This is a genomic window from Nitrosomonas sp. Nm132 (genome assembly GCF_900100485.1).
Classification (GTDB): Bacteria; Pseudomonadota; Gammaproteobacteria; order Burkholderiales; family Nitrosomonadaceae; genus Nitrosomonas.
Genome location: NZ_FNDH01000018.1, coordinates 18,811 through 39,251, shown reverse-complemented (window position 1 = coordinate 39,251; position 20,441 = coordinate 18,811). Strand labels below are relative to the sequence as shown.

Below are 20,441 nucleotides of genomic sequence, written 5' to 3'. Positions count from 1 at the left end.
TCTATTTCGGGAAATCGTTCAATGCAATACCCAAGGCATCAGCCATGCCTTTGCCATAGGCTGGATCGGCCTTGAGGCAATTCGTGATATGACGAATTTGGATCTCGCGCGGAATACCTCCTATGGAACGTGCAGTGTTCTCGAACAAGATCCGTTGTTGCGTTGGAGTCATCAAGCGGAACAGGGCGCCTGGCTGAGAATAATAGTCCGTATCTTCGCGGTGGTCCCAGTGATCGGCTGCACCTTCCAGATTGAGTGGGGGTTCTGCAAAGCCAGGTTGTTCTGGCCATTCACCCAAACTATTAGGTTCATAGCCCTGGGTGCCACCAAAGTTACCATCTACTCGCATGGCGCCATCACGGTGATAGCTGTGTATTGGGCAACGTGGCTGGTTGACCGGAATTTGATTATGGTTGACACCTAACCGGTAGCGTTGGGCATCACCGTAAGAGAATAGACGGCCCTGCAGCATTTTGTCTGGCGAGAAGCCAATGCCTGGTACGATATTGGCGGGATTGAAGGCAGCCTGCTCGACCTCGGCGAAATAGTTTGCTGGATTGCGATTCAGTTCCAGCATACCGACTTCGATAAGTGGATAATTGCTGTGGGGCCATACTTTCGTGAGGTCAAAAGGGTTGTGCGGTACTTTGGTCGCATCCATCTCAGGCATAATTTGGATACAAAATTTCCATTTCGGGAAATCACCGCGTTCGATGGCTGCGTAGAGATCGCGTTGATGGCTTTCGCGATCTTTGCCGATAAGCGTTTCTGCTTCGGCATCAGTCAGATTTTTGATGCCCTGCATGCATTTCATATGGAACTTGACCCAGTAACGCTCGTTATCAGCGTTGATAAGACTGAAAGTATGACTGCCGAAACCGTGCATGTTCCGGTAGGTTGCTGGAATGCCACGATCACTCATGACGATGGTAATCTGATGCAGTGCTTCTGGCAGCAGTGTCCAGAAATCCCAATTATTTTTTGCGCTGCGGAGATGGGTGCAAGGGTCGCGCTTCACGGCATGATTCAAATCGGGGAATTTTAGCGGATCACGTAGAAAAAATACGGGTGTGTTATTGCCGACCAGATCCCAGTTGCCTTCTTCGGTATAGAACTTAACGGCAAAGCCACGAATATCGCGCTCCGCATCCGCTGCGCCCCGTTCACCCGCTACCGTAGAAAAACGAACGAACACATCGGTTTTTTTACCTACCTGGGAGAAAATGTTGGCACGTGTGTATGGGGTAATATCGTGCATGACAGTGAAGGTGCCGTAGGCTCCCGAACCTTTAGCATGCATGCGTCGCTCAGGAATGACTTCGCGATCAAAGTGAGCGAGTTTCTCCAGAAACCAGACATTCTGGAGCAGCATCGGGCCTCGTGGCCCTGCTGTCATTACATTCTGGTTGTCGACAACCGGGCAACCTGCACTGGTAGTCAATTTCTTTTTGTCACGCATAGCTTACTCCTTCTCGGTTGTGGATCAAGGTGTTACTTCTAAAAGTTGACTTGGAAGCTATTCGGCCAGCACCTGAAATAATATATTAAGGTTTTGCTAATTTCATCAGCAAAACCTTAACCCGAATATTTCATAAATTGGCACGTGCCCTCACTTGTCTTTTGATTAATAAGAAAGATTTTGCTCAGTCGGGTGTATGAGTCACTAGAATTTATGAAATATTCGGGTTAAGTATTCTAAGAAATGGGTAATAATTGACTCATGATTCTCTAAAACCTCTATTTGATAGATATATTTACTGCCAGATCGCCGCTAATGCGCTTATTTTGTAGTGAGCCGGCGGTTGATTTCCCATAATGCTTCTTCTGGTACCCCTTCCTGAATAGCAGGAAATAAGTGCTGCTCCTCATAACGAATATGCATGCCGAGCAGCTCCGAAAGCTCCCGACTTTTCACAGCCAGCGCTGTTTCCTGCTCAATGTGTTTTCTCAACTGATCCACGACTTGCTGGATATTGACATGTTGTTTTAAGGTTTCAGTGATTTCCAGACGGTCTGTCGATGAATATTGTGAAAAAATGGGCAGGAGAATTTCCTCCTCTTGACGGAAATGGGTTTGAAGGCTGGCATCCCAGAAAGTAATAAAATTACTGACAATCTGGTGAAGCGACGTTCTATCGGAATGGGCAGAGGCTATACGCAGATTTCTCGCTTGAACAAGAACGTGATGATGATCATGAGACAAAGGGTAAAGGCTGTTGTGACGTTTCATGGAAGATCATTCATGTCATGGATGATTGTTGAGCATATCAATGCAGGAGGAAACGTGTGCATGATGATGAGTCAGAAATATTATGAAATAGATAAAAAATTATCGATATATCAGGATTGAATTACGTATTTATACGTATTTACTCACTTTCTCACTTCAGATTAACTAATGGCTCTGATTTTATGGGAATTTAAACGGACCATTTAACCCAAATATTTCATAAATTCGCGTGATGATCACGCAGGATTTAGATTAATAGGGAAGTTTTGAGAAGGAGGGGTGTAGTGATTCATACACCCGACTGAGCAAAATCTTTCTTATTAATCAAAAGACAAGTGAGGACACGTGCCAATTTGTGAAATATTCGGGTTAATGGTTCATGAAAATTATTTAATTAGAGGAGTTATACCATGAGCTATGGCGATATTGTTGGACGTTTGTTGAACGTGATGACAAATGAGGGGCATGCTAGACTTGAAAATGTGGCCAATTCTTCTCAACCTACAAGTAAGTGGTTGGGTTTGATTGAAAAATTCCTGCATTCCAAGCAGGCGGGTAACGTAACAGGTGGCCAATTAGGCGGTTTGGGGGCACTGGCAGGCGCTCTGCTAAGTGGTGGAGCTGCTGCAGCAAAAGGTGCGCTAGGCGGAAGTGCGCTATCCATGCTCGGTGCTCTGGCAATCAATGCACTTCAGAAAAAATATGCTCCTCAATCTTCTGATTTGCAGGAGAGGGAACTTGCTGATTCCTTGCCTAAGGAGCAAGTAGAAACGATGACTTCTGCAGCAACAGAAAAACTCATACTACGGGCGATGATCAGTGCAGCCAAAGCAGACGGGCAACTTGACCAGTCAGAAATGAACAAACTTATGGGCAAAGTGGGTGAAGACGGGATTACGGATGAAGAACGTCAATTTATTCGTGATGAATTAAATCAGCCTCTGGATCTAAACAAGCTGGTTTCTAATGTACCTAATCAAATTGTCGCCACTCAGGTTTATGCAGCTTCATTATTCGCAATTGATATAGACACGAATGCGGAAAGAGATTATTTGCGTCAATTGGCGCAAGCACTTCATCTGGACTCAGGCGCCGTTAAAACACTTCATGAGATGACAGGTTCACCTATGGTTTGATTCCATTTGCGCGTTAGATACCCGGGAATCAGAACTTACTTCGTAGTTTCTTCCCCCCCGTAAAAAGCCTGATGTCAGGGAATATATTTATTATTATGGCCTCGTCGTTTTCTCATGATTCCAAGAAAGCACCCTTTGATCCAGCCACTGCTCGATTTTTTTCAGGAGTTCATCGCGTAAGGGTTGTGATGAGAACAGATGCTCGTGGTGGCTTAGTTCCGGTAGCGGCAGCAGTGCATTGTCGGGATGGTTCTGCTGGGTAACACGAGAAAAATCTTCATTCCCCCAGGCAGGGGTGATCGGATCGCGGCCCGAGTAGATCAGGTAATAAGGGATAGCGAATGTGTTCATGTGGCGGCGAAAGCGAACGACTTCCGCTTCGATTCCTTTGACATAGCGCGGCAGATTGCGGCGGATAAACCAGCCATCCGCGCGGATTTCTGCCTTTTCCGCTTCACTATCGCTAAGATAATCTACCACCCAATCCGGTGTGACCGGCGTAAATAGTGTGCGCAGGCCAGGCCAGGACAAAACCTCAAATAGGCCATCAAGCAATGGCACAGTGATCAGGGACATGAGCTGATTCACGATCAACAATGGCAAAGGTTCATTCTGCGGATTCAGGAAATGTTCCTCGGCATGAAACGATAGCTTGATGAACGGATTTGCCAGCCAGCCGCGCCAGCCCGGCACTTCGCTGACGGAGAAAGCCGGTCCGAGCAAGACGATTCCCTGTACCCGCATTGCTGAATCGTGCGTATTCTCAGTGGAGAGCAAATAAGATGCGGCAATCAGAGCGCCCAGGCTATGAGAAACAATGAAGACCGGTTTGTTCGGTTTTTCTTCTTTATCTTGCTCATTGCAAAGGAGGATCAAATGCCGCAACGCCTGACTTAGACCTTGTCGCATCGGCTCCAGATCATACAATCGAGTTTGCGCCAGGTAGGCATCACCGACTTCCTGTCTGGCAGCGCCTGCAGTCAAGGCCTGATCTGCCTGTTGCAGCATCGGATTGGACAGGCCATGTGCATAGAGATCGAAGCCTGCCACGATGAAACGTTGAGCGAAATAGCGGGCGATTTCACCATAACGCCCGATATATTCATTCATGCCGTGAACGAGGAGCACGCAGGCCGATGCATGAATCGGCTCGGCGGGTCGCATCAGCCGCAGGATCAGCGGATTGGCATCATTTGCCTGATTGATCGGGATTTCCTCGCCCCAGCGAGGGTAGGGCTGGGTGACAAACTGCCGATGGACGCAGCCCGGCAGTATTATCAAAAGCAAAAATAGGAACACCCACGGAGTGGGGAAGCACTTGTTGCGGTAGGCCATTACATCGTGCGCTTGAGTAGCGGCCTAAGTTCATGCAAAGATCGTGTATTGAGCACGTCCTTCTTCTCCAGCCAGCCGCGCCGCGCCTGTCCGACACCGAAGCGCAGATTATCGAAATCCAGCACGCTATGCGCATCTGAATTGATGCTGATTAGAACGCCTTCCTCCTTGGCTGCCTGGCAGTAGGTGTCGAGCAAGTCCAGTCGCTCGGGATGAGCATTGAGCTCCAGGTAACAGCCGCGCTCCTTGGCTTTGCGGATGATACGCAGCATATCGACATCGTAGGGTTCGCGCTTGTCGATGAGCCGACCACTGGGGTGAGCCAGCAGCGTGAAATGAGGATGATCCATCGCTCTCAGAATACGCTCGGTCTGCCGGGCGCGGGACAAGCCAAAGCGGCTGTGCACTGCGCCGACGACCAGATCCAGCTTTCCTAGTACCCAGTCTGGCAGATCCAGGCTGCCATCTTCCAGAATATCGACTTCAATCCCCTTGAGCAGCGTGATGCCTTTCAATTGCTCGTTAAGTCGGTCAATTTCATCGATCTGTTTGGTGAGCTGTACCGAATCGAGGCCGCGAGCGATAGTAAGCCGGCTTGAATGCTCGGTAATGGCGAGATATTCGAAACTACGCTGTAGCGCAGCCTGGGCCATTTCTTTGAGGGTATCATGACCGTCGCTTGCCTTGCTGTGAGCATGCAGATCACCCTTTAGATCACTGAGTTCGATAAGTCTGGGTAAATATCCATGCCGGGCGGCCTCAATTTCACCGCGATCTTCACGCAACTCCGGAGGAATGAACGGTAATCCTACTGCCTGATAGACGGATTCCTCCGTTTCACCGGCGATGCGAGCCTGCCCCTTGAAGACGCCATATTCATTGATCTTGAGTCCTCGCTCCTGACCCAGGCGGCGTATGGCGATGTTATGCGCCTTGCTGCCGGTGAAATAATGCAGGGCTGCGCCGTAGCTCTCAGGGTTGACAACGCGTGTATCCACTTGCAGTTTGCACTTGAGCACTACGCTGCTACGCGTCGGGCCGTGAGAGAGGACTTCAGCTATTTCGTCATAGCCGCAAAAGTGCGCCATGACCGGGCTATCTGAGATAGCAGTGATCAAAATATCGATATCGCCTACCGTTTCCCGTGCGCGCCGGTAGCTGCCTGCTATCACTACTTGCTGAACTCCGGGAGTTGTACGCAGCCAGGCTGCCAGCGGCTCGGCGTACTGGGCAGCAACGGCCAATTTGAAACGGCCGGTGTTGCCCGCGTGAATGGCCAGGGCATCGGCAATGTGCATCTCGGTTTTTTCACCGAAGCCGGGCAGGGCCTGGATACGGTGATCGCGCACGGCGCGTTGCAATTGCGCCATCGTATGGATATCCAGCTCGTGATACAGCGCGCTTACTCGTTTCGGTCCCAGCCCGGGGATTTTCAGTAATTCCGTGATGGTCGACGGCAGTTGCTTGTGCAGTTTATCCAGCATAACGCAGTGACCGGTCTCGACGATTTCCCGTATCTTATGGGCAAGATCATCACCAATGCCAGGAAGTCTGGTCAGGTCATCGTCTTTTTCTACCATCGCTCGCACATCTTTACCCAATTCCTGCAAGGTGCGGGCAGCATTGCGGTAAGCGCGCACGCGAAACACGTTAGCACTATCGATTTCCAGCAAATCAGCGATCTCTTCGAAAATGGCTGCGATATCAGCATTATGGATGGGCATGGTGACTCCTTCATTTTTGGAATGGGAGTAGGGGAAGTTACTTATGTGATTGATAAGTAGCTTACATGATCATAGTATACTCATCATACTTCAAGATTCGGCATCAATACCTTCTCCCGCTGGAGGTTGTCAATGCCAAATTTTAAAGTGTGATGAGTATAACTGACATTGGACTTCGACGAGCTCAGGTCGAACAGCGTGACAACCGTTAGGCTGAACGGTCTACTCGTTTGACGCTTGGGTCATATCGATTTCTGATGGATCAGTGCGCTCCCGCGTCAGTAAACCAGCGAAGCGTCGCCGCATGTTCTCCAGGTGAGAGCCTTCCCAGTAGATGCGCTGGCAATTGACGCATTGACGGAAAGCTTGATAGTAACGTTTGGTCTTGGGTTCAAGCTGATCCAATATGCTCGTTTTGTCGACGGATGCGAGCACACCATTACAAACCAGGCAGCGTGCAAAAGGGTGAATCAACCTGCATAGATCGAAGCGGTGGATGACTTCATCGATCTGACTGCCGGCATCGATTGCGCGCACCCAATAACCATGCTGAATCTGTTTGGCATGTAACAGGCGGCGGTCCCGCGTCAGCACGATACGCTGCTCGCTGACTGCGATTTTTACAATAGCGGCATCCTGATAGTCATTGCGATAGAGGCTGTCAAAACCCAATAAGCGCATGAATCTGGCGAGCTTTCCCAGATTGACATCCAGCACGAAGCGTGGCTCCGGTGAAATTTTTTCGCGCAGCCTGAGCAAAGGGCCAATGTTCAGTCTTTTGAAAACCGGATAGACGGCGACACGGTCGCCTGCCTGGAGTCGATAATTGAATTTTACCGCTTGGCCATTGACGATAATCAATTCTACTTCGGTATGAGGCACACCAAATGCCTCGATCGGGTCCTTGATTGCTGGATGACCACTGAAACGATAGCGCATCGTTTGCTGCCGTTGCTCGGGAGAAAGAAAATCATTCAGCTCGGCATAGAAACGAAATTCAGCTACATTATCTGGTGGCACGTTTCCTGCTCCTCGCTGATTGTCATGTGGCAAGCTGTCAGAAAATCCGGACCGACCGATTACCGATCATTCATCGCATCGATGCCGATTTACAGCTGGAGCGTATCATGTTACCCCGAATATTTCATAAATTGGCACGTGCCAATTTATGAAATATTCGGGTTACCTCAGACAAAATCAAAACGGATGATGGAGCCAAGCGAGTCCAATGATAGGTAAGGATAAATAGCCTAAAAATGCTGGAATCGGTAACCCTATCTAAGCGTTGATGGATACTGTCAACAGTCAATAACCTGCATATTTTTGTACAAAGTGGAGAGTAGAGATTGATCAGATTAATGTTGTTGAGTGAAGCGCGCGGATTGTTTTGTTCACTTGAAGCGATCCAATCATGACCGCCATGATTTTCCAGCTGCTAGGAGGTATCGGCCTGTTTCTAATGGGTGTGGTATTGCTCACTGACGGGCTCAAGGCATTAGCCGGTGACGCGCTTAACCGCGCCCTGGTGCGCTTCACTGGCACACCTTACAAGGCTTTTGCTTCCGGGACGCTGGTGACCGTGATGGTACAGTCTTCCAGTGCGACGACCATGACGCTGATTGGTTTCGTCAGCGCGGGATTGCTTACCTTCCCGCAGGCGGTGGGCGTGGTGCTGGGAGCAAGCCTGGGAGCCACTGGCACCAGCTGGGTCGTTTCGATGCTGGGTTTGAAAGTGAGTTTGGGTTTTTACGCGTTGCCACTGGTAGGCATCGGTGCGCTTTTACGGTTACTCTCCCATGGACGCTGGCGCTCGCTGGGTCTGGCTCTGGCAGGTTTCGGCCTGATTTTCATAGGCATCGATTATTTGCAGAACAGCATGCAGAATATGGCGGGGATCTTCGATCTGGCTGCGCTGCCATCGACAGGGATGATCAGCCATCTGGTAACGGTCGTGATCGGTACACTCATGACGGTCGTGATGCAGTCTTCGAGCGCAGTGGTGGCGACGACATTGACTGCCCTGCATGCTAATGCGGTTAATTTTGACCAGGCAGCATCGCTCGTTATCGGTGCAGCGATCGGCACGACTGTTACCAGCGCATTGGCTGCCAGTGGCGGCAGCGTCTCCGCCAAACGCACCGCGCTTGCCCATATCGCATTCAATCTGGTTACCGGCGTCATGGCCCTGCTGTTATTGCCAGCATTTTTATGGGGGCTGACATTCGCGCAACAGCAGATGGGTTTGGAACCGGGTGCGGTGAGTTTGGCTGCGTTCCATACTGCGTTCATTACCTTGGGCGTGGCGATTTTTCTGCCTTTTAACCGTGCTTTTGCGCGCTCGATTGAGCGGCTGCTGCCTGAGCAGGGGCCGCGGCTTACCCGTCACCTGGACGATACGTTGTTACAGGCTCCGGCAGTAGCGCTGGAATCCACGCGCCGTACCTTGATCGTCACCACGCTTGAGACGATCAGCCAACTGAATCAGTTGTTGAGCAGTGCGGTGGCGCGTGTCAGCGAGCCACAGCGGGTTGAAGTCAAGAGTGCTTTAAAAACGACGCAACACTTCTTTGCAAAGATTCCACCGATTGCAGACGACGAACCGCTATCCCGCTCGCGAATAGCCCAATTGCACGCGATTGATCATTTGGCACGTTTGCTCACCCGCTTGAACCTGTCTGCCGCCACACGCAAGGTGATGGCCCAGCCAGCTCTGCAGGGTGCGCTGACCCGCTGTCAAAAAGTGCTGACGTTAGCACGCCAGGGATTGCTCGATCGGGTATCGTTCGAGTGGCTGATGCAGATGGAACACCAAGCGCAGGTCTTGGCGGAGTTACGTCGCGACGAGCGTCTGGCTATCCTGCGCCAGACAGCCCACGGAAAACAGAGTCCGTTCGATGCGCTGGAGGCATTGGATGCCATTCGCTGGCTGGAGCGCGTAACCTATCATACCTGGCGTCTATGCCATTATCTGACTGAAGAGGGGGCCGAAAACGGCGATATGGAACCGCCAGATTCCTTGGACGAGTGAAGCCCGGAGTTCAATTGCAACGAGCGAGGAGTATTTCATGAGCGAACTGTTTGCTTGGCTCGGCATTGCGCTGTGCCTGGGCCAATCAGCGGTATTTTCTGGCCTGAATCTGGCCGTGTTCAGCCTAAGCCGTCTGCGTCTGGAAGTTGCAGCAGAAAGTGGTGACGTGGGTGCCAAGAGCGTCCTGGCCTTACGGCAAGACGCCAATTTCACCTTGACCACTATCTTGTTGGGGAATGTTGCGATCAACGTATTGCTAACCTTACTGGCCGATTCGGTGCTGACTGGCTTCAGTGCTTTCCTGTTTTCCACGGTGGTTATTACCTTTGGCGGTGAAATCATTCCACAGGCCTATTTCTCACGCCACGCGCTGTCGGTTACGGCGCGGTTTGTGCCGATGCTGCGTTTCTACCGGGTAATACTATGGCCGGTGGCCTGGCCCTCAAGCAAACTGCTCGATGCCTGGGTGGGTCCGGAAGGAACGCCCTGGCTGCGCGAGCATGAGATCATCCAGATACTGGAACAACACGCTCGTGGTGGCGGTACTGAAATCAGCCATGTTGAAGCTGTCGGCGCGATCAATTTCCTGGCCCTGGATGATCTGCCGGTTGGCCAGGAAGGAGAGCTGCTCGATCCGCAAAGCGTGATCCGTCTGGCGTTTCGTAATGGCCGACCCGTGTTCCCGGAAATCACGCGCAGTGTGGAAGATCCGTTTCTGCAGCGCATCGCGGTCTGCGACAAGAAGTGGCTGGTGCTGGTGGATGAAGCCGATGAACCGCGCTTAGTGGTGAGTACGGCTGCGTTGCTGCGAGCTGCGCTGTTCGACCCCGCGCCTTTTGATCCTGTGCAGTTGTGCCATCGTCCTCTGGTCGTGCGCGACCCGCACTTGCCTCTCGGACAGACGCTGACCCGGTTGATCGTGCGTCCGGAGCGACCGGGTGACGATGTCATCGACGAAGACCTGATTCTGGTGTGGGAGAAGGAAAGACGCCGCATCATTACCGGTTCCGATTTGCTGGGCTGGTTGCTACGCCGGATTGCGCTGCAGGCGCCAAGCGCTCATCCATCCAATAGGATCGATTGAATCAATTTTGATCGCTCCATTCCAGAGTCCTTCAATACTGAGAAATAAAAATTGTATGCATTTGCATTATTGCCTGCTTCTTTATTGTTTCTTAATATCATCATGCGACAAAGCTGAATTGGTTTGATCTGTTGCGCCACACTGTTTCGGGTATCGATCAGAAAGTGAACTGGCGGCAGAAATGGAATTGGCTAATGGGTTGATCCCGTTTTTCTGCTGCCAGTCGTTGTAGTAGTCGTGCCGGGAATCTCCAATGAATTCTTCTATTTGAGGAGAAACATCATGAGAACTTTCAAGAGACAGTTTGCCATGGTTGCTGGAATGCTTGTTACATTCTTCTTATTACTCCCTGTAGCACTCGCGGGCTCAAACGGTTTAACGCAAGACGCCAGAGAAATGGGGTGTATTGTCAGGGAACCAGTTTCGGCAAGGTTCCTGCGAAACGATTCCGTGGATAAGAAGGCAATTGGGGAAGCTGCAGTGAATGCCCATCGCTTGCGGGGAACCAAAGTGATTGACCCGTGTTTGACAGGGCAGGTGCGGAATATTCCGGCGGCAGTTTATGCCGCCCTGGCCAAAAAGCATCCTGAAAAATTCCTGCCGCTCGAAGCTGAGGATCAAAGCGTCGTACCGCTTAAAAAAGCAGCCACGGGCGTAATACCAGCGTATCACTATGTCTGGCTCGATGAAACAGTTCCACTCCCACCGGGATTCCTGGGTGGTTTCAGTCCCTCCGCTATCACCAACGATGGCCGCGTTTACGGTAACGCTTTCGCCTTCAATGAGTCGGATGGAACATTTATCAACTATGTCGCTGTTTTCGAAGATGGAAACCTGACTATCTTGCAGGAGGGTTCCGCCATTACGGCCAACCAAGGCGGCACGATCGGCGGGTCGGTGCTGATTGATCCCGAGAATTTCTTCGAGCAGGCTGCGCTGTTTCGCGGGAACGAAGTACAATTGATTCCGCGGCTTCCGGGAGAAATTAGTAGTTTCGTGTTGGAAATCAACGATTCAGGCATGGCCCTGGTTTTTTCTGTGGATGAGAACTTCAATGGAACGCTGGCACTTTACAAGAATGGCAAAGTGACGCCGCTGGATTTCGGGCCAGTCACTCCGTCCGTCTTCTCCCTTAGGATGAACAATCAGGGGATCATTTCCGGGACCACGTTCATTGAGGGGCTTGGCTATAGGGGCTTCCGCTTCGATCCCCGCACCGGATTGGCCACGCTGCTCCACCCGCTGCCGACTGAGTCCTACTCCTGGGCCATGGCTATCAACAACCGTGGCGATATCCTCGGCTATTCGTTCGTTTTCAGCGGTATTGAACGCATCGGCGTATGGGATAAAGAAGGGGTATTTCATACTTACTTTGTGGAAGGAACTCCTGAATTCCCCACCATCAGCAATGATCTGAAGTTCAATGACGATAATCTGATCGTGATCACGCAGGTGAGGAGTCCGGCTAGTGAGAGTGGCAACAGCTATCTTATCCCTAGCCCGGGCGTGCGATTGAACCTGGCCGATTTGGTCACGGACATGCCTCCCGAGCATGGTTCTCTTTGGTTTGTCCAAGCTATAAACAATCATGGGAATATCATCGGCTCCACCTTGACCTCAGACTTTTTCTCATCATTCAACTTCCTTCTGGAACGTACAGGCGCTGGCAATAAATAAAGCTGTAGGAGCAATTATGTCGATAAAGCCGGAGATCAAGAAAACTCGAATTTAAGAATGATGCAGGAGGAATGAAGTCTTTATTTCGTTAAATACGGGCATTCGTGACTTTATCACAGCCAGTTCATGGAGGCTGAAGCAATGCTCAAGCAGCAGGCGTGGCTAGCTGGAACTCGGCAACCAACGCCGGAGATCGCCATTCGCCAGCCACGCAAGCCATTTTACGGCTGATCGAAAAGCGCTATGGGAGCCAAGGTCGAAACTATGTTTACGTTTCGGGGGAAGCCAGCCTGTATCCGCCGAATTTACAGGGGAAAACCCCAGATCGTGATCACGGATGTTGAGCAACTTAGAGATTTTCCACCGGGCGAATAATCGGCGTTACTGTGAATTCATTAAATTCTTAATGAAGCAGGGGGTTAGAAAAACCATGAAAAATACAGATAATAAAACCCACGATAAAATCGAACGATCGATTGCAGATATTGACTGGGTGTCTTATCAAAAGCGGCAGTTCACACCTTCACCCGCAGCCTGGGAAGATCAGGTGCTCTATTTTCTGATGCTGGACCGGTTTTCTGATGGCAAGGAAAAGAGTTATCTAGATAATAGCGGTAGCCCGGTTCTGACCGGAACCACGCCGCAATTTCAATTTGACCGCGATGCCTATAAAGCGGATCGCAAGCAATGGGCTGCTCAGGGTAACCGTTGGCTGGGCGGAACATTAAAGGGACTGGCAAGCAAGATAGGTTATTTGAAACGGCTCGGGGTCAGCGCAATCTGGATTAGCCCAGTATTTAAGCAGATGCCGAAAGACGAGTATTCTTACCATGGCTATGCCATACAGAATTTTCTGGACATCGATCCTCGTTTCGGCTGCCGACAAGATTTGCAGGATCTCGTGGATACTGCGCATGCTCAGGGTATTTACGTTATTCTGGATATTATCTTCAATCATTCCGGCGATGTGTTCGCTTATGATGCTGACCGCTATGTTACCGACGATGGGCACGGTGGTCATTACATGGATCCGCGCTGGGACAATCGTTCCTACCGGGTTAAAGGTTATCGTAACGCTGATGGAAAAGCTGAGGTTCCATTCGCACGGATCGATCTGGCAGTTCATCCGGAAGCATGGCCGGATCAAGCGATCTGGCCGGAAGAGTTGCAGGATACGGATAATTTCACTTGCAAGGGACGCATTTCAAACTGGGATTATGATCCGGAATTTCGGGAAGGTGATTTTATTACGCTGAAAGACATCGATCACGGAAGGCATGACTATAATGCCGAGGGTAAACGGATTATTGATAACTTTTACCCCTCCAAAGCACTGACCACTTTTTGCGACATCTATAAATTCTGGATCGCATTCGCTGATATTGATGGCTATCGCATTGATACCGTCAAGCACATGGAACCTGGAGCAACCCGCTATTTCACCGCAGTCGTTCAGGAATATGCTCAAAGCCTGGGTAAGGAAAACTTCTATCTGATCGGTGAAATCACCGGCGGACGTGAATTTGCCTTTAATTTGATGGAAACCACAGGACTCAATGCTGCTCTGGGAATTGATGAGATACCGGATAAACTGGAATATCTGGCTAAAGGCTATCGCGATCCGCAATCCTATTTCAGTCTGTTCAGAAACTCAGTACTGGTGGGTAAAGGCTCGCATACCTGGTATGGCAAGCATATTGTCACGTTATTCGATGACCACGATCAGGTTCGTAAAGGTGAAAATAAAGCGCGCTTTTGTGGCGATACGATAAATCACGGCTATGCTCATTTGTCAGCGGTTGTTGCGCTTAATCTGACCACGATGGGCATTCCCTGTCTTTATTACGGTACAGAACAAGCTTTCAACGGTGCGGGCGATAATGACCGTTATTTGCGTGAGTGCATGTTTGGCGGAAAATTCGGCTCCCTGCAAAGCACTGATCGGCATTTCTTTAATGAGGCGCATGAAATCTATCGGCTGATTGCCGACATTAATCAAATTAGAAAAGAACGCCTCGCACTGCGTAGAGGCCGGCAGTATCTTCGGCAAATTTCTGAGAGTGGCGAGGCCGGTACTTTCGGTTTGCCGCACATGATAGGCGACCGTATTCTTTCTGTTGTGCCGTGGTCCCGCATTTTCGATAATCACGAGATAGTACTTGCTGTTAATACAGACATCGATAAGCCCAGAACCGCCTGGGTGACAATTGATAATGCTCTACACGGTGATAAATCGCAATTTCTGGAATGTATTTATTCAACCGACCGGGTTCAGATAGGGTCAGCAATTAAGATTGAAGTACGAAATGGCAAAGCGGTTCATTTAACGGTTCCCCCCGGCGGCTTTGTCATCTATGAATAACCTAAGTTGACCGAGCGAATAGAGAAAAATCATATAGATTTGAACAGCAGTTTTCAAACGTTACCCCTACCACAACGCATTTTAGGAGGAATTATGGCTTTAAAACAATATGGCGTTCTTAAAGGCAAGGCGATTAATAAAATCGTTGGACAAGGTTCAAGCCCGCATTATGAGGTGCATCTGATCGACGACACCACGGACTATCGTATCGCCATTAATGTAAAGTCCAAGCTGGCGCCCTCTGAGCTTTTATATTTAATCATCGATGATTTTCAGCACCCCATTCTAAAAAAACTGGTCAATCTGGAGAAGGGATTTACCCGGTTGGAGAATGCGCCAGACAAAATGGCGCTGGATTTCATACGCGGCAATCTGTTCGACCCCAGGCAAATGCGTCCGTTACCGCATAACATTCCAGGGCCGGATAATGATCTCAATGAAAAGATAGATGCTTATGTACAACGCGCCATTGGTGACGAACGGGCGAGCATTTACACTTTTGGTGAACGCTGGGGACCTGAAGCAAGGATAAAAGACAAATATTTTGGTTTTTTGCCTGGAAACGGGATTCACGATATCCACATGAATCAAGGTAATGTGGGGCAATTTGTTGAGGAAGACGGCGTGTGGCAGGATGGCGGACTGCTTTTTCATTTTCCCAGTATCGAACAGGTTGGGGCTGGCATCGAGGTTTGGCCAGAACAATGGGTCGCGGTCTTTCTGGCCTTCCAATCACAGTGCTGGCATACCGACGATCAAACAGGCCATCGACTCCCTGAATGCGAAGGCCTGATACCTCCTCAAATAGAATCCGATATCCAAATTATCGCGGCGCTGGTCGATCCGGAAGGAAGCGATCCAGGGAATGAAACGGTGACCTTGATAAATCGCTCGCCAAGCAGGGTTGATTTGTCCGGTTGGCTGATCGCAGATAAAAATAAAAAACGCTCTTTTATCAGTAACCTGGTGCTTAATCCAGGTGCGGCTGGCGTAGTGAAACTGGACGGTCAGGGCGCGCAATTGGGGAACAACGGGGGCATTATTAGCTTGCTTAATCCCGATGGACTTAAGTATCACGGCGTATCCTATACCAAAGAGCAATCCCGTAGCGGCTGGACCATCGTGTTTTGAAGGGAAATGCTTGGCTTAGGACAGCCAGATTTCATGACACCTGCCAAACATCCTGAATGAGTTTAGGTCTAGCCCGAATATTTCATAAATTCGCGTGATGATCACGCAGGATTTAGATTAATAGGGAAGTTTTGAGAAAGAGGGGTGTAGTGATTCATACACCCGACTGAGCAAAATCTTTCTTATTAATCAAAAGGCAAGTGAGGGCACGTGCCAATTTATGAAATATTCGGGCTAGCCAGACAAATAAACGATATTTGTCTGCTTGATCCGTATAGCTGCCTTTTGGTTCTTTTTCATGGGACAATCGGCTTATCATGAAAAATACAGCGACCCTGGAATTACGCGGCGTCAGCAAGGCTTATGTAAATGGACGGCAAGTGCTGTCTAATTTGTCGTATACCCTCGCTGCAGGTGAGTATGTGGCGATTATGGGAGACTCTGGCGTGGGGAAATCGACGCTCTTGAACCTGATCGCCGGACTCGATGCGCCCGATAGCGGCGAGATCTGCATTGATGGCATCGCGCTGTCAGCAGGTGATGACGATGCCGTAACCCACCTGCGGCGGCATCATTTCGGTTTTGTCTTTCAGGCGTTTCATGTCCTGCCTCATTTGACCTTGCTGCAGAATGTCGCCTTGCCGCTGCTGCTCAATGATTTGCCGCTCGATCGCGCGAAACAAATGCTGTCCGCGGTCGGGCTAACGGGGCGGGAGCAGGATTTTCCGCGGCAATTATCGGGCGGAGAGTTGCAGCGTGTGGCGATTGCGCGCGCATTGGTGCATCACCCCCGCCTGATTCTGGCCGATGAGCCAACAGGTAACCTTGACCCGGACACGGCACAGGAGATTCTCCAGTTGATGCGTAGCGAAATCAAGGCCAACGGTGCGGCGGGCATCATCGTCACCCATTCGCAGGCAGCCGCGGCAACCGCTGACCGTATTCTGCTGCTGACCAAGAGTGGCTTGCAATCCTTAGATACAGCTCGTTTGCATGAAGCGTAATCTGTTGTCCCGCTGGTTGCTGCTGGGCGAGTGGCAGGCGCATCGGCTACAAATCGTGGTTGCGGTCATCGCGATCGCATTGGGGATTGCCATGGGGTTTTCGATCCATTTGATCAATACCGCGGCAGTCAATGAGTTCTCTGCAGCCGTCAAAAGCTTGTCTGGTCAATCCGATTTGCAGGTGCGCGCCACGCAGCCGACCTTTGACGAAATGCTCTATCCGGTATTGGCGCAACGTGAAGGCGTGGCGGTCGCGAGTCCAGTGCTGGAAATCCAGGCCGCCGTCCCTGGCAGGCCGGAGGATGACAGGCACAATACTCTGAAAATCCTGGGGATTGATGTGTATCGCGCCGTGGCCATGACGCCGGATTTAGTCGGGGTGCCTGCTGACGATCGCGCCTTCGACATGTTGTCAGCCGATGCGATTTTTCTGTCGCCTGCAGCGATGGAATGGCTGGAAGTCAAGCAGGGAGACCAGCTGCCGCTGCGTCTGGGCACCCAAACCGTGACATTGCGGGTAGCGGGCGGACTGACCAGAGCGCATGCCGGGCAGCGCATTGCGGTGATGGATATTGGCGCGGCGCAGTGGCATTTTGATCATGTCGGCGTGCTGTCGCGCATCGATCTTAAGCTAAAGCAAGGCATCCATCACGGTACTTTCAAAGCAGCCCTGGAAAAGGAATTGCCCGCGCAATACGTGGTCACTGAAACAGCCGATCAGGAAATGCGCGTCCATAACATGTCACGCGCGTATCGCATCAATCTGAACGTGCTGGGATTGGTTGCGTTGTTTACCGGCACGTTTCTGGTGTTTTCGACGCAAGTGCTGTCCACCCTGCGGCGGCGTCCGCAGTTTGCGCTGCTGCGCGTGCTGGGGTTGACGCGTAATCAAATCCTGCGGCAGATCCTGCGCGAGAGCAGCCTGCTTGGCATAGTGGGCTCACTGCTGGGTCTTGGGCTGGGTTACGCGCTGGCGGCGACAGCCTTGCATGTTTTTGGCGGGGAGCTTGGTGGAGGGTTTTTCCCAGAGATCAAGCCGAGCATTCAATTGAGTCCGTTGGCGGCTGTACTCTTTTTTGTGCTAGGTGTGAGCGTGACCTTATTGGGCAGCCTGATGCCTGCCTGGGAAGCAGCGCGAGCTCATCCTGCGCCAGCGCTCAAATCGGGGAGCGAGGATACTGCGCTGGCGGGATTGCGTACACCTTGGCCTGCGTTGGTCTGTGTAACGCTGGCGGTTGTCCTGACGCAACTGCCGCCGGTGGCTGAACTGCCCCTTTTTGGCTATTTCGCGGTGGCTTTATTACTGATCGGCGGAATCGCCTGGATGCCGTCAATGGCTGCATGGTTTTTTTCTGGCCTGTTTCGCGTGTGTAACCGCCTGACAGCGGGTGCGCTGGCGACTTTGGCACTGGCCAGACTGGCTAATGCACCGCAACAGGCTGCGATTGCCCTGGGGGGCGTCTTGGCCAGTTTCAGCCTGATGGTGGCGATGGCGATCATGGTGGCGAGTTTCCGTCTGTCGATAGAAGATTGGCTGACGCATATTCTGCCTGCCGATGTCTATGTGCGCACCGAGGTGCGCCAGGATGCGATTGGTTTCACGCCGCAGGAGCAGCAAGCGATCGCGGCCACAGCCGGAATCGAACGCATCGATTTGATCCGTTCACTGCAGATTACCCTGGATCCGGCCCGGCCGACTGTCACGCTGATTGCCCGGCCAATCGATCAGGCGGATCCAGGCAATACCGTGCCGATGACAGACGATGCGCTAGTCCCTGCAGAAATTCCACGGGACGCGATTCCCATCTGGGTATCGGAAGCGATGGTCGATCTCTATGATTATCAGGTGGGCAAACGGGTAGTCTTGCCGCTGAGCGACGGGCGGCAGGATTATGTCGTGGCTGGTGTGTGGCGTGACTATGGGCGTCAGTTTGGCGCCATCCAGATGCAACTGAGCGATTATCAAAAGATATCGGGTGAGCTGCATGTCAATGAAACGGCGCTGTGGTTGCAGACCGGCGTCACGCCTGAGCAGGTGATGGCCGCACTGAAAGCGCTGCCCTTCGGCGAGTCGCTGACGTTTTGGCAGCCGAATGAAATCCGGGCAATCAGCCTGAAGATTTTTGACCGTAGTTTTGCCGTGACTTATTTATTGGAACTGATCGCGGTGGGCGTGGGATTGCTCGGCGTGGCGGCCAGTTTCTCGGCGCAAGCGCTGAGGCGCATCAAGGAATTCGGCATGCTGCGCCATATCGGCGTGACACGCGGTCAGATCTATCGCATGCTGGCATTGGAGGGGGGATTGCTGGCCGGATTCGGCATCCTTATCGGATTCCTGTTGGGTGGAAGCATCAGCCTGATTCTCATTTATATCGTCAATCCCCAGTCGTTTCACTGGACCATGCAGCTTCATCTGCCGTGGCCATGGCTGATGATCATGGCGCTCGCCATGCTGCTGGCGGCAGCGTTGACCGCGCTGCTCGCCGGGCGGCAGGCGGTGTCAGGCAGCGTGATCCGCGCGGTCAAAGAGGACTGGTAAGGAGCTCGTGATGCATAAACTGTTCATGCTATTGATATTGCTGACAACGCTGGGGATGTCACTGGCCGCGCCGCCGGTGTATACGCCCGTGACGCCGAAAGCGCTGATTTTTCCGGAGGATTTTGGCGCGCATGAAAATTTCCGCATTGAATGGTGGTACGTGACGGGCTGGCTGGAAACGCCCGACCGGCAGCCGCTGGGCTTCCAGGTGACTTTCTTCCGCTCGGCCACCGAATACGATGAGGATAATCCCAGCCGTTTTGCCCCCAAACGATTGATCATCGGTCATGCGGCGCTGTCCGATCCGGCAGCCGGCAAGCTGCTGCATGAGGAGAAAAGCGCGCGCGAGGGGTTTGGTCTAGCCTATGCTAAAGCAGGCAATAGCGAGGTGAAGCTGGATGACTGGTATTTTATCCGTGAAGCGGACGGCCGTTACCGTACCTACGCGGAAGGGGCCGATTTTGCGCTTGAACTGTCGCTAGCGCCGATGCAGCCGCTGATGCTGCAAGATTTGAATGGCTTTTCCCGCAAGGGGCCAAGATCAGAGCAGGCCAGTTATTATTACAGTGAGCCGCATTTGCAAGTCAGCGGCACGGTGACGCACCAAAATCGGCCTATAGCCGTTAAAGGCAGCGCCTGGCTCGATCACGAATGGTCATCGGAATATCTCGATCCGAACGCGGAAGGATGGGACTGGACCGGCATCAATCTCGACGATGGCTCCGCGCTGATGGCTTTTCAGATACGCGGCAAGGACGGTCAAAAAGTCTGGGCGTATGCGGCATTGCGCGATACTGCTGGCCAGATGACCTTCTTTTCGCCGGATGAAATCAGTTTCCATCCCATGCGTACCTGGCGCTCACCCCTGACGGATGCAGATTATCCGGTCGCCATGCGCATCAAAACCGGGAATATCGAGTGGCAGCTTGAACCGATGATGGATGATCAGGAACTCGATTCACGCCTGTCGGCCGGCGCGGTTTACTGGGAAGGGGCCGTGACGGTCACGCGCGACGGCCAGCCCGCAGGACGCGGCTACCTGGAATTGACCGGCTATGACAAACCGTTGTCGATGTAGCGGACAGATGAAATAAGATGAAACTGACTGACAACGAAATCCAAAGGGGATGCAGAAATCCGCGACACCCTCAAATTGCGGCAGACTCGCCCCTTTATCGTGAAGGATCAGGG

At 51.6% G+C, this 20,441-nt stretch carries 14 protein-coding genes; 9 read left to right on the top strand and 5 right to left on the bottom strand.

What is annotated here, in order from left to right:
• Position 1: 1 nt before the first annotated feature.
• Together BLP80_RS08390 and BLP80_RS08385 are read right to left on the bottom strand one after the other, a co-directional pair.
• Positions 2-1,459 (bottom strand): catalase, encoded by a 1,458-nt coding sequence (locus BLP80_RS08390; protein WP_090542227.1) that lies wholly within the window; start codon positions 1,457-1,459, stop codon positions 2-4.
• 321 nt (positions 1,460-1,780) lie between these two features.
• Positions 1,781-2,230 carry a hemerythrin domain-containing protein gene (locus BLP80_RS08385; protein WP_090542225.1) on the bottom strand — a complete coding sequence of 150 codons (450 nt, stop codon included), beginning with the start codon at positions 2,228-2,230 and terminating at the stop codon, positions 1,781-1,783.
• A 410-nt stretch (positions 2,231-2,640) separates the two neighbouring features.
• Here BLP80_RS08385 and BLP80_RS08380 point away from each other — a divergent pair, with 410 nt between their 5' ends.
• Complete coding sequence (locus tag BLP80_RS08380; protein WP_090542222.1) at positions 2,641-3,366, top strand: tellurite resistance TerB family protein; 726 nt, start codon at positions 2,641-2,643, stop codon at positions 3,364-3,366.
• 93 nt (positions 3,367-3,459) lie between these two features.
• On the opposite strand, the gene BLP80_RS08375 is transcribed toward BLP80_RS08380, so the two are convergent.
• From BLP80_RS08375 to BLP80_RS08365, 3 genes are all read right to left on the bottom strand, one after another.
• Positions 3,460-4,653, bottom strand: coding sequence for an alpha/beta fold hydrolase (locus tag BLP80_RS08375; protein ID WP_256325017.1), 1,194 nt, complete (start codon positions 4,651-4,653; stop codon positions 3,460-3,462).
• Positions 4,654-4,700: 47 nt separating this feature from the next.
• Positions 4,701-6,425, bottom strand: a complete 1,725-nt coding sequence (polX, locus tag BLP80_RS08370) for a DNA polymerase/3'-5' exonuclease PolX (protein WP_090542218.1) — start codon at positions 6,423-6,425, stop codon at positions 4,701-4,703.
• Positions 6,426-6,647: 222 nt separating this feature from the next.
• The gene (locus BLP80_RS08365) at positions 6,648-7,445 is read right to left on the bottom strand and encodes a Mut7-C RNAse domain-containing protein (RefSeq protein WP_090542216.1); all 798 of its coding nucleotides are present in this window, start codon (positions 7,443-7,445) and stop codon (positions 6,648-6,650) included.
• A gap of 391 nt (positions 7,446-7,836) precedes the next feature.
• On the opposite strand from BLP80_RS08365, the gene BLP80_RS08360 reads away from it, so the two are divergent.
• From BLP80_RS08360 to BLP80_RS08320, 8 genes are all read left to right on the top strand, one after another.
• Entirely contained in the window at positions 7,837-9,453 is a 1,617-nt protein-coding gene (locus BLP80_RS08360; RefSeq protein ID WP_090542214.1) for a Na/Pi cotransporter family protein, read from the top strand.
• Between the two features lie 37 nt (positions 9,454-9,490).
• Complete coding sequence (locus BLP80_RS08355; RefSeq protein ID WP_090542211.1) at positions 9,491-10,537, top strand: DUF21 domain-containing protein; 1,047 nt, start codon at positions 9,491-9,493, stop codon at positions 10,535-10,537.
• Positions 10,538-10,819: 282 nt separating this feature from the next.
• On the top strand, positions 10,820-12,214 hold the full coding sequence (locus tag BLP80_RS08350; protein ID WP_090542209.1) for a hypothetical protein: 1,395 nt from the start codon (positions 10,820-10,822) through the stop codon (positions 12,212-12,214).
• A gap of 430 nt (positions 12,215-12,644) precedes the next feature.
• Positions 12,645-14,576 (top strand): alpha-amylase family glycosyl hydrolase, encoded by a 1,932-nt coding sequence (locus tag BLP80_RS08340; RefSeq protein ID WP_090542249.1) that lies wholly within the window; start codon positions 12,645-12,647, stop codon positions 14,574-14,576.
• 93 nt (positions 14,577-14,669) lie between these two features.
• Positions 14,670-15,707, top strand: coding sequence for a DUF2278 family protein (locus tag BLP80_RS08335; protein WP_090542206.1), 1,038 nt, complete (start codon positions 14,670-14,672; stop codon positions 15,705-15,707).
• 317 nt (positions 15,708-16,024) lie between these two features.
• Positions 16,025-16,711 carry an ABC transporter ATP-binding protein gene (locus BLP80_RS08330; protein WP_090542204.1) on the top strand — a complete coding sequence of 229 codons (687 nt, stop codon included), beginning with the start codon at positions 16,025-16,027 and terminating at the stop codon, positions 16,709-16,711.
• Entirely contained in the window at positions 16,701-19,250 is a 2,550-nt protein-coding gene (locus tag BLP80_RS08325; RefSeq protein WP_090542202.1) for an ABC transporter permease, read from the top strand. The genes BLP80_RS08330 and BLP80_RS08325 overlap by 11 nt, the downstream gene beginning before the upstream one ends.
• Before the next feature lie 10 nt (positions 19,251-19,260).
• Positions 19,261-20,328, top strand: coding sequence for a lipocalin-like domain-containing protein (locus BLP80_RS08320; RefSeq protein WP_090542200.1), 1,068 nt, complete (start codon positions 19,261-19,263; stop codon positions 20,326-20,328).
• Positions 20,329-20,441: the final 113 nt, after the last annotated feature.

Bases quoted from the DNA above. Each gene is read 5' to 3' on its own strand.
- BLP80_RS08390 (WP_090542227.1), bottom strand. From the start codon at position 1,459: ATGCGTGACAAAAAGAAATTGACTACCAGTGCAGGTTGCCCGGTTGTC.
- BLP80_RS08385 (WP_090542225.1), bottom strand. From the start codon at position 2,230: ATGAAACGTCACAACAGCCTTTACCCTTTGTCTCATGATCATCATCAC.
- BLP80_RS08380 (WP_090542222.1), top strand. From the start codon at position 2,641: ATGAGCTATGGCGATATTGTTGGACGTTTGTTGAACGTGATGACAAAT.
- polX (WP_090542218.1), bottom strand. From the start codon at position 6,425: ATGCCCATCCATAATGCTGATATCGCAGCCATTTTCGAAGAGATCGCT.
- BLP80_RS08360 (WP_090542214.1), top strand. From the start codon at position 7,837: ATGACCGCCATGATTTTCCAGCTGCTAGGAGGTATCGGCCTGTTTCTA.
- BLP80_RS08355 (WP_090542211.1), top strand. From the start codon at position 9,491: ATGAGCGAACTGTTTGCTTGGCTCGGCATTGCGCTGTGCCTGGGCCAA.
- BLP80_RS08350 (WP_090542209.1), top strand. From the start codon at position 10,820: ATGAGAACTTTCAAGAGACAGTTTGCCATGGTTGCTGGAATGCTTGTT.
- BLP80_RS08340 (WP_090542249.1), top strand. From the start codon at position 12,645: ATGAAAAATACAGATAATAAAACCCACGATAAAATCGAACGATCGATT.
- BLP80_RS08335 (WP_090542206.1), top strand. From the start codon at position 14,670: ATGGCTTTAAAACAATATGGCGTTCTTAAAGGCAAGGCGATTAATAAA.
- BLP80_RS08330 (WP_090542204.1), top strand. From the start codon at position 16,025: ATGAAAAATACAGCGACCCTGGAATTACGCGGCGTCAGCAAGGCTTAT.
- BLP80_RS08325 (WP_090542202.1), top strand. From the start codon at position 16,701: ATGAAGCGTAATCTGTTGTCCCGCTGGTTGCTGCTGGGCGAGTGGCAG.
- BLP80_RS08320 (WP_090542200.1), top strand. From the start codon at position 19,261: ATGCATAAACTGTTCATGCTATTGATATTGCTGACAACGCTGGGGATG.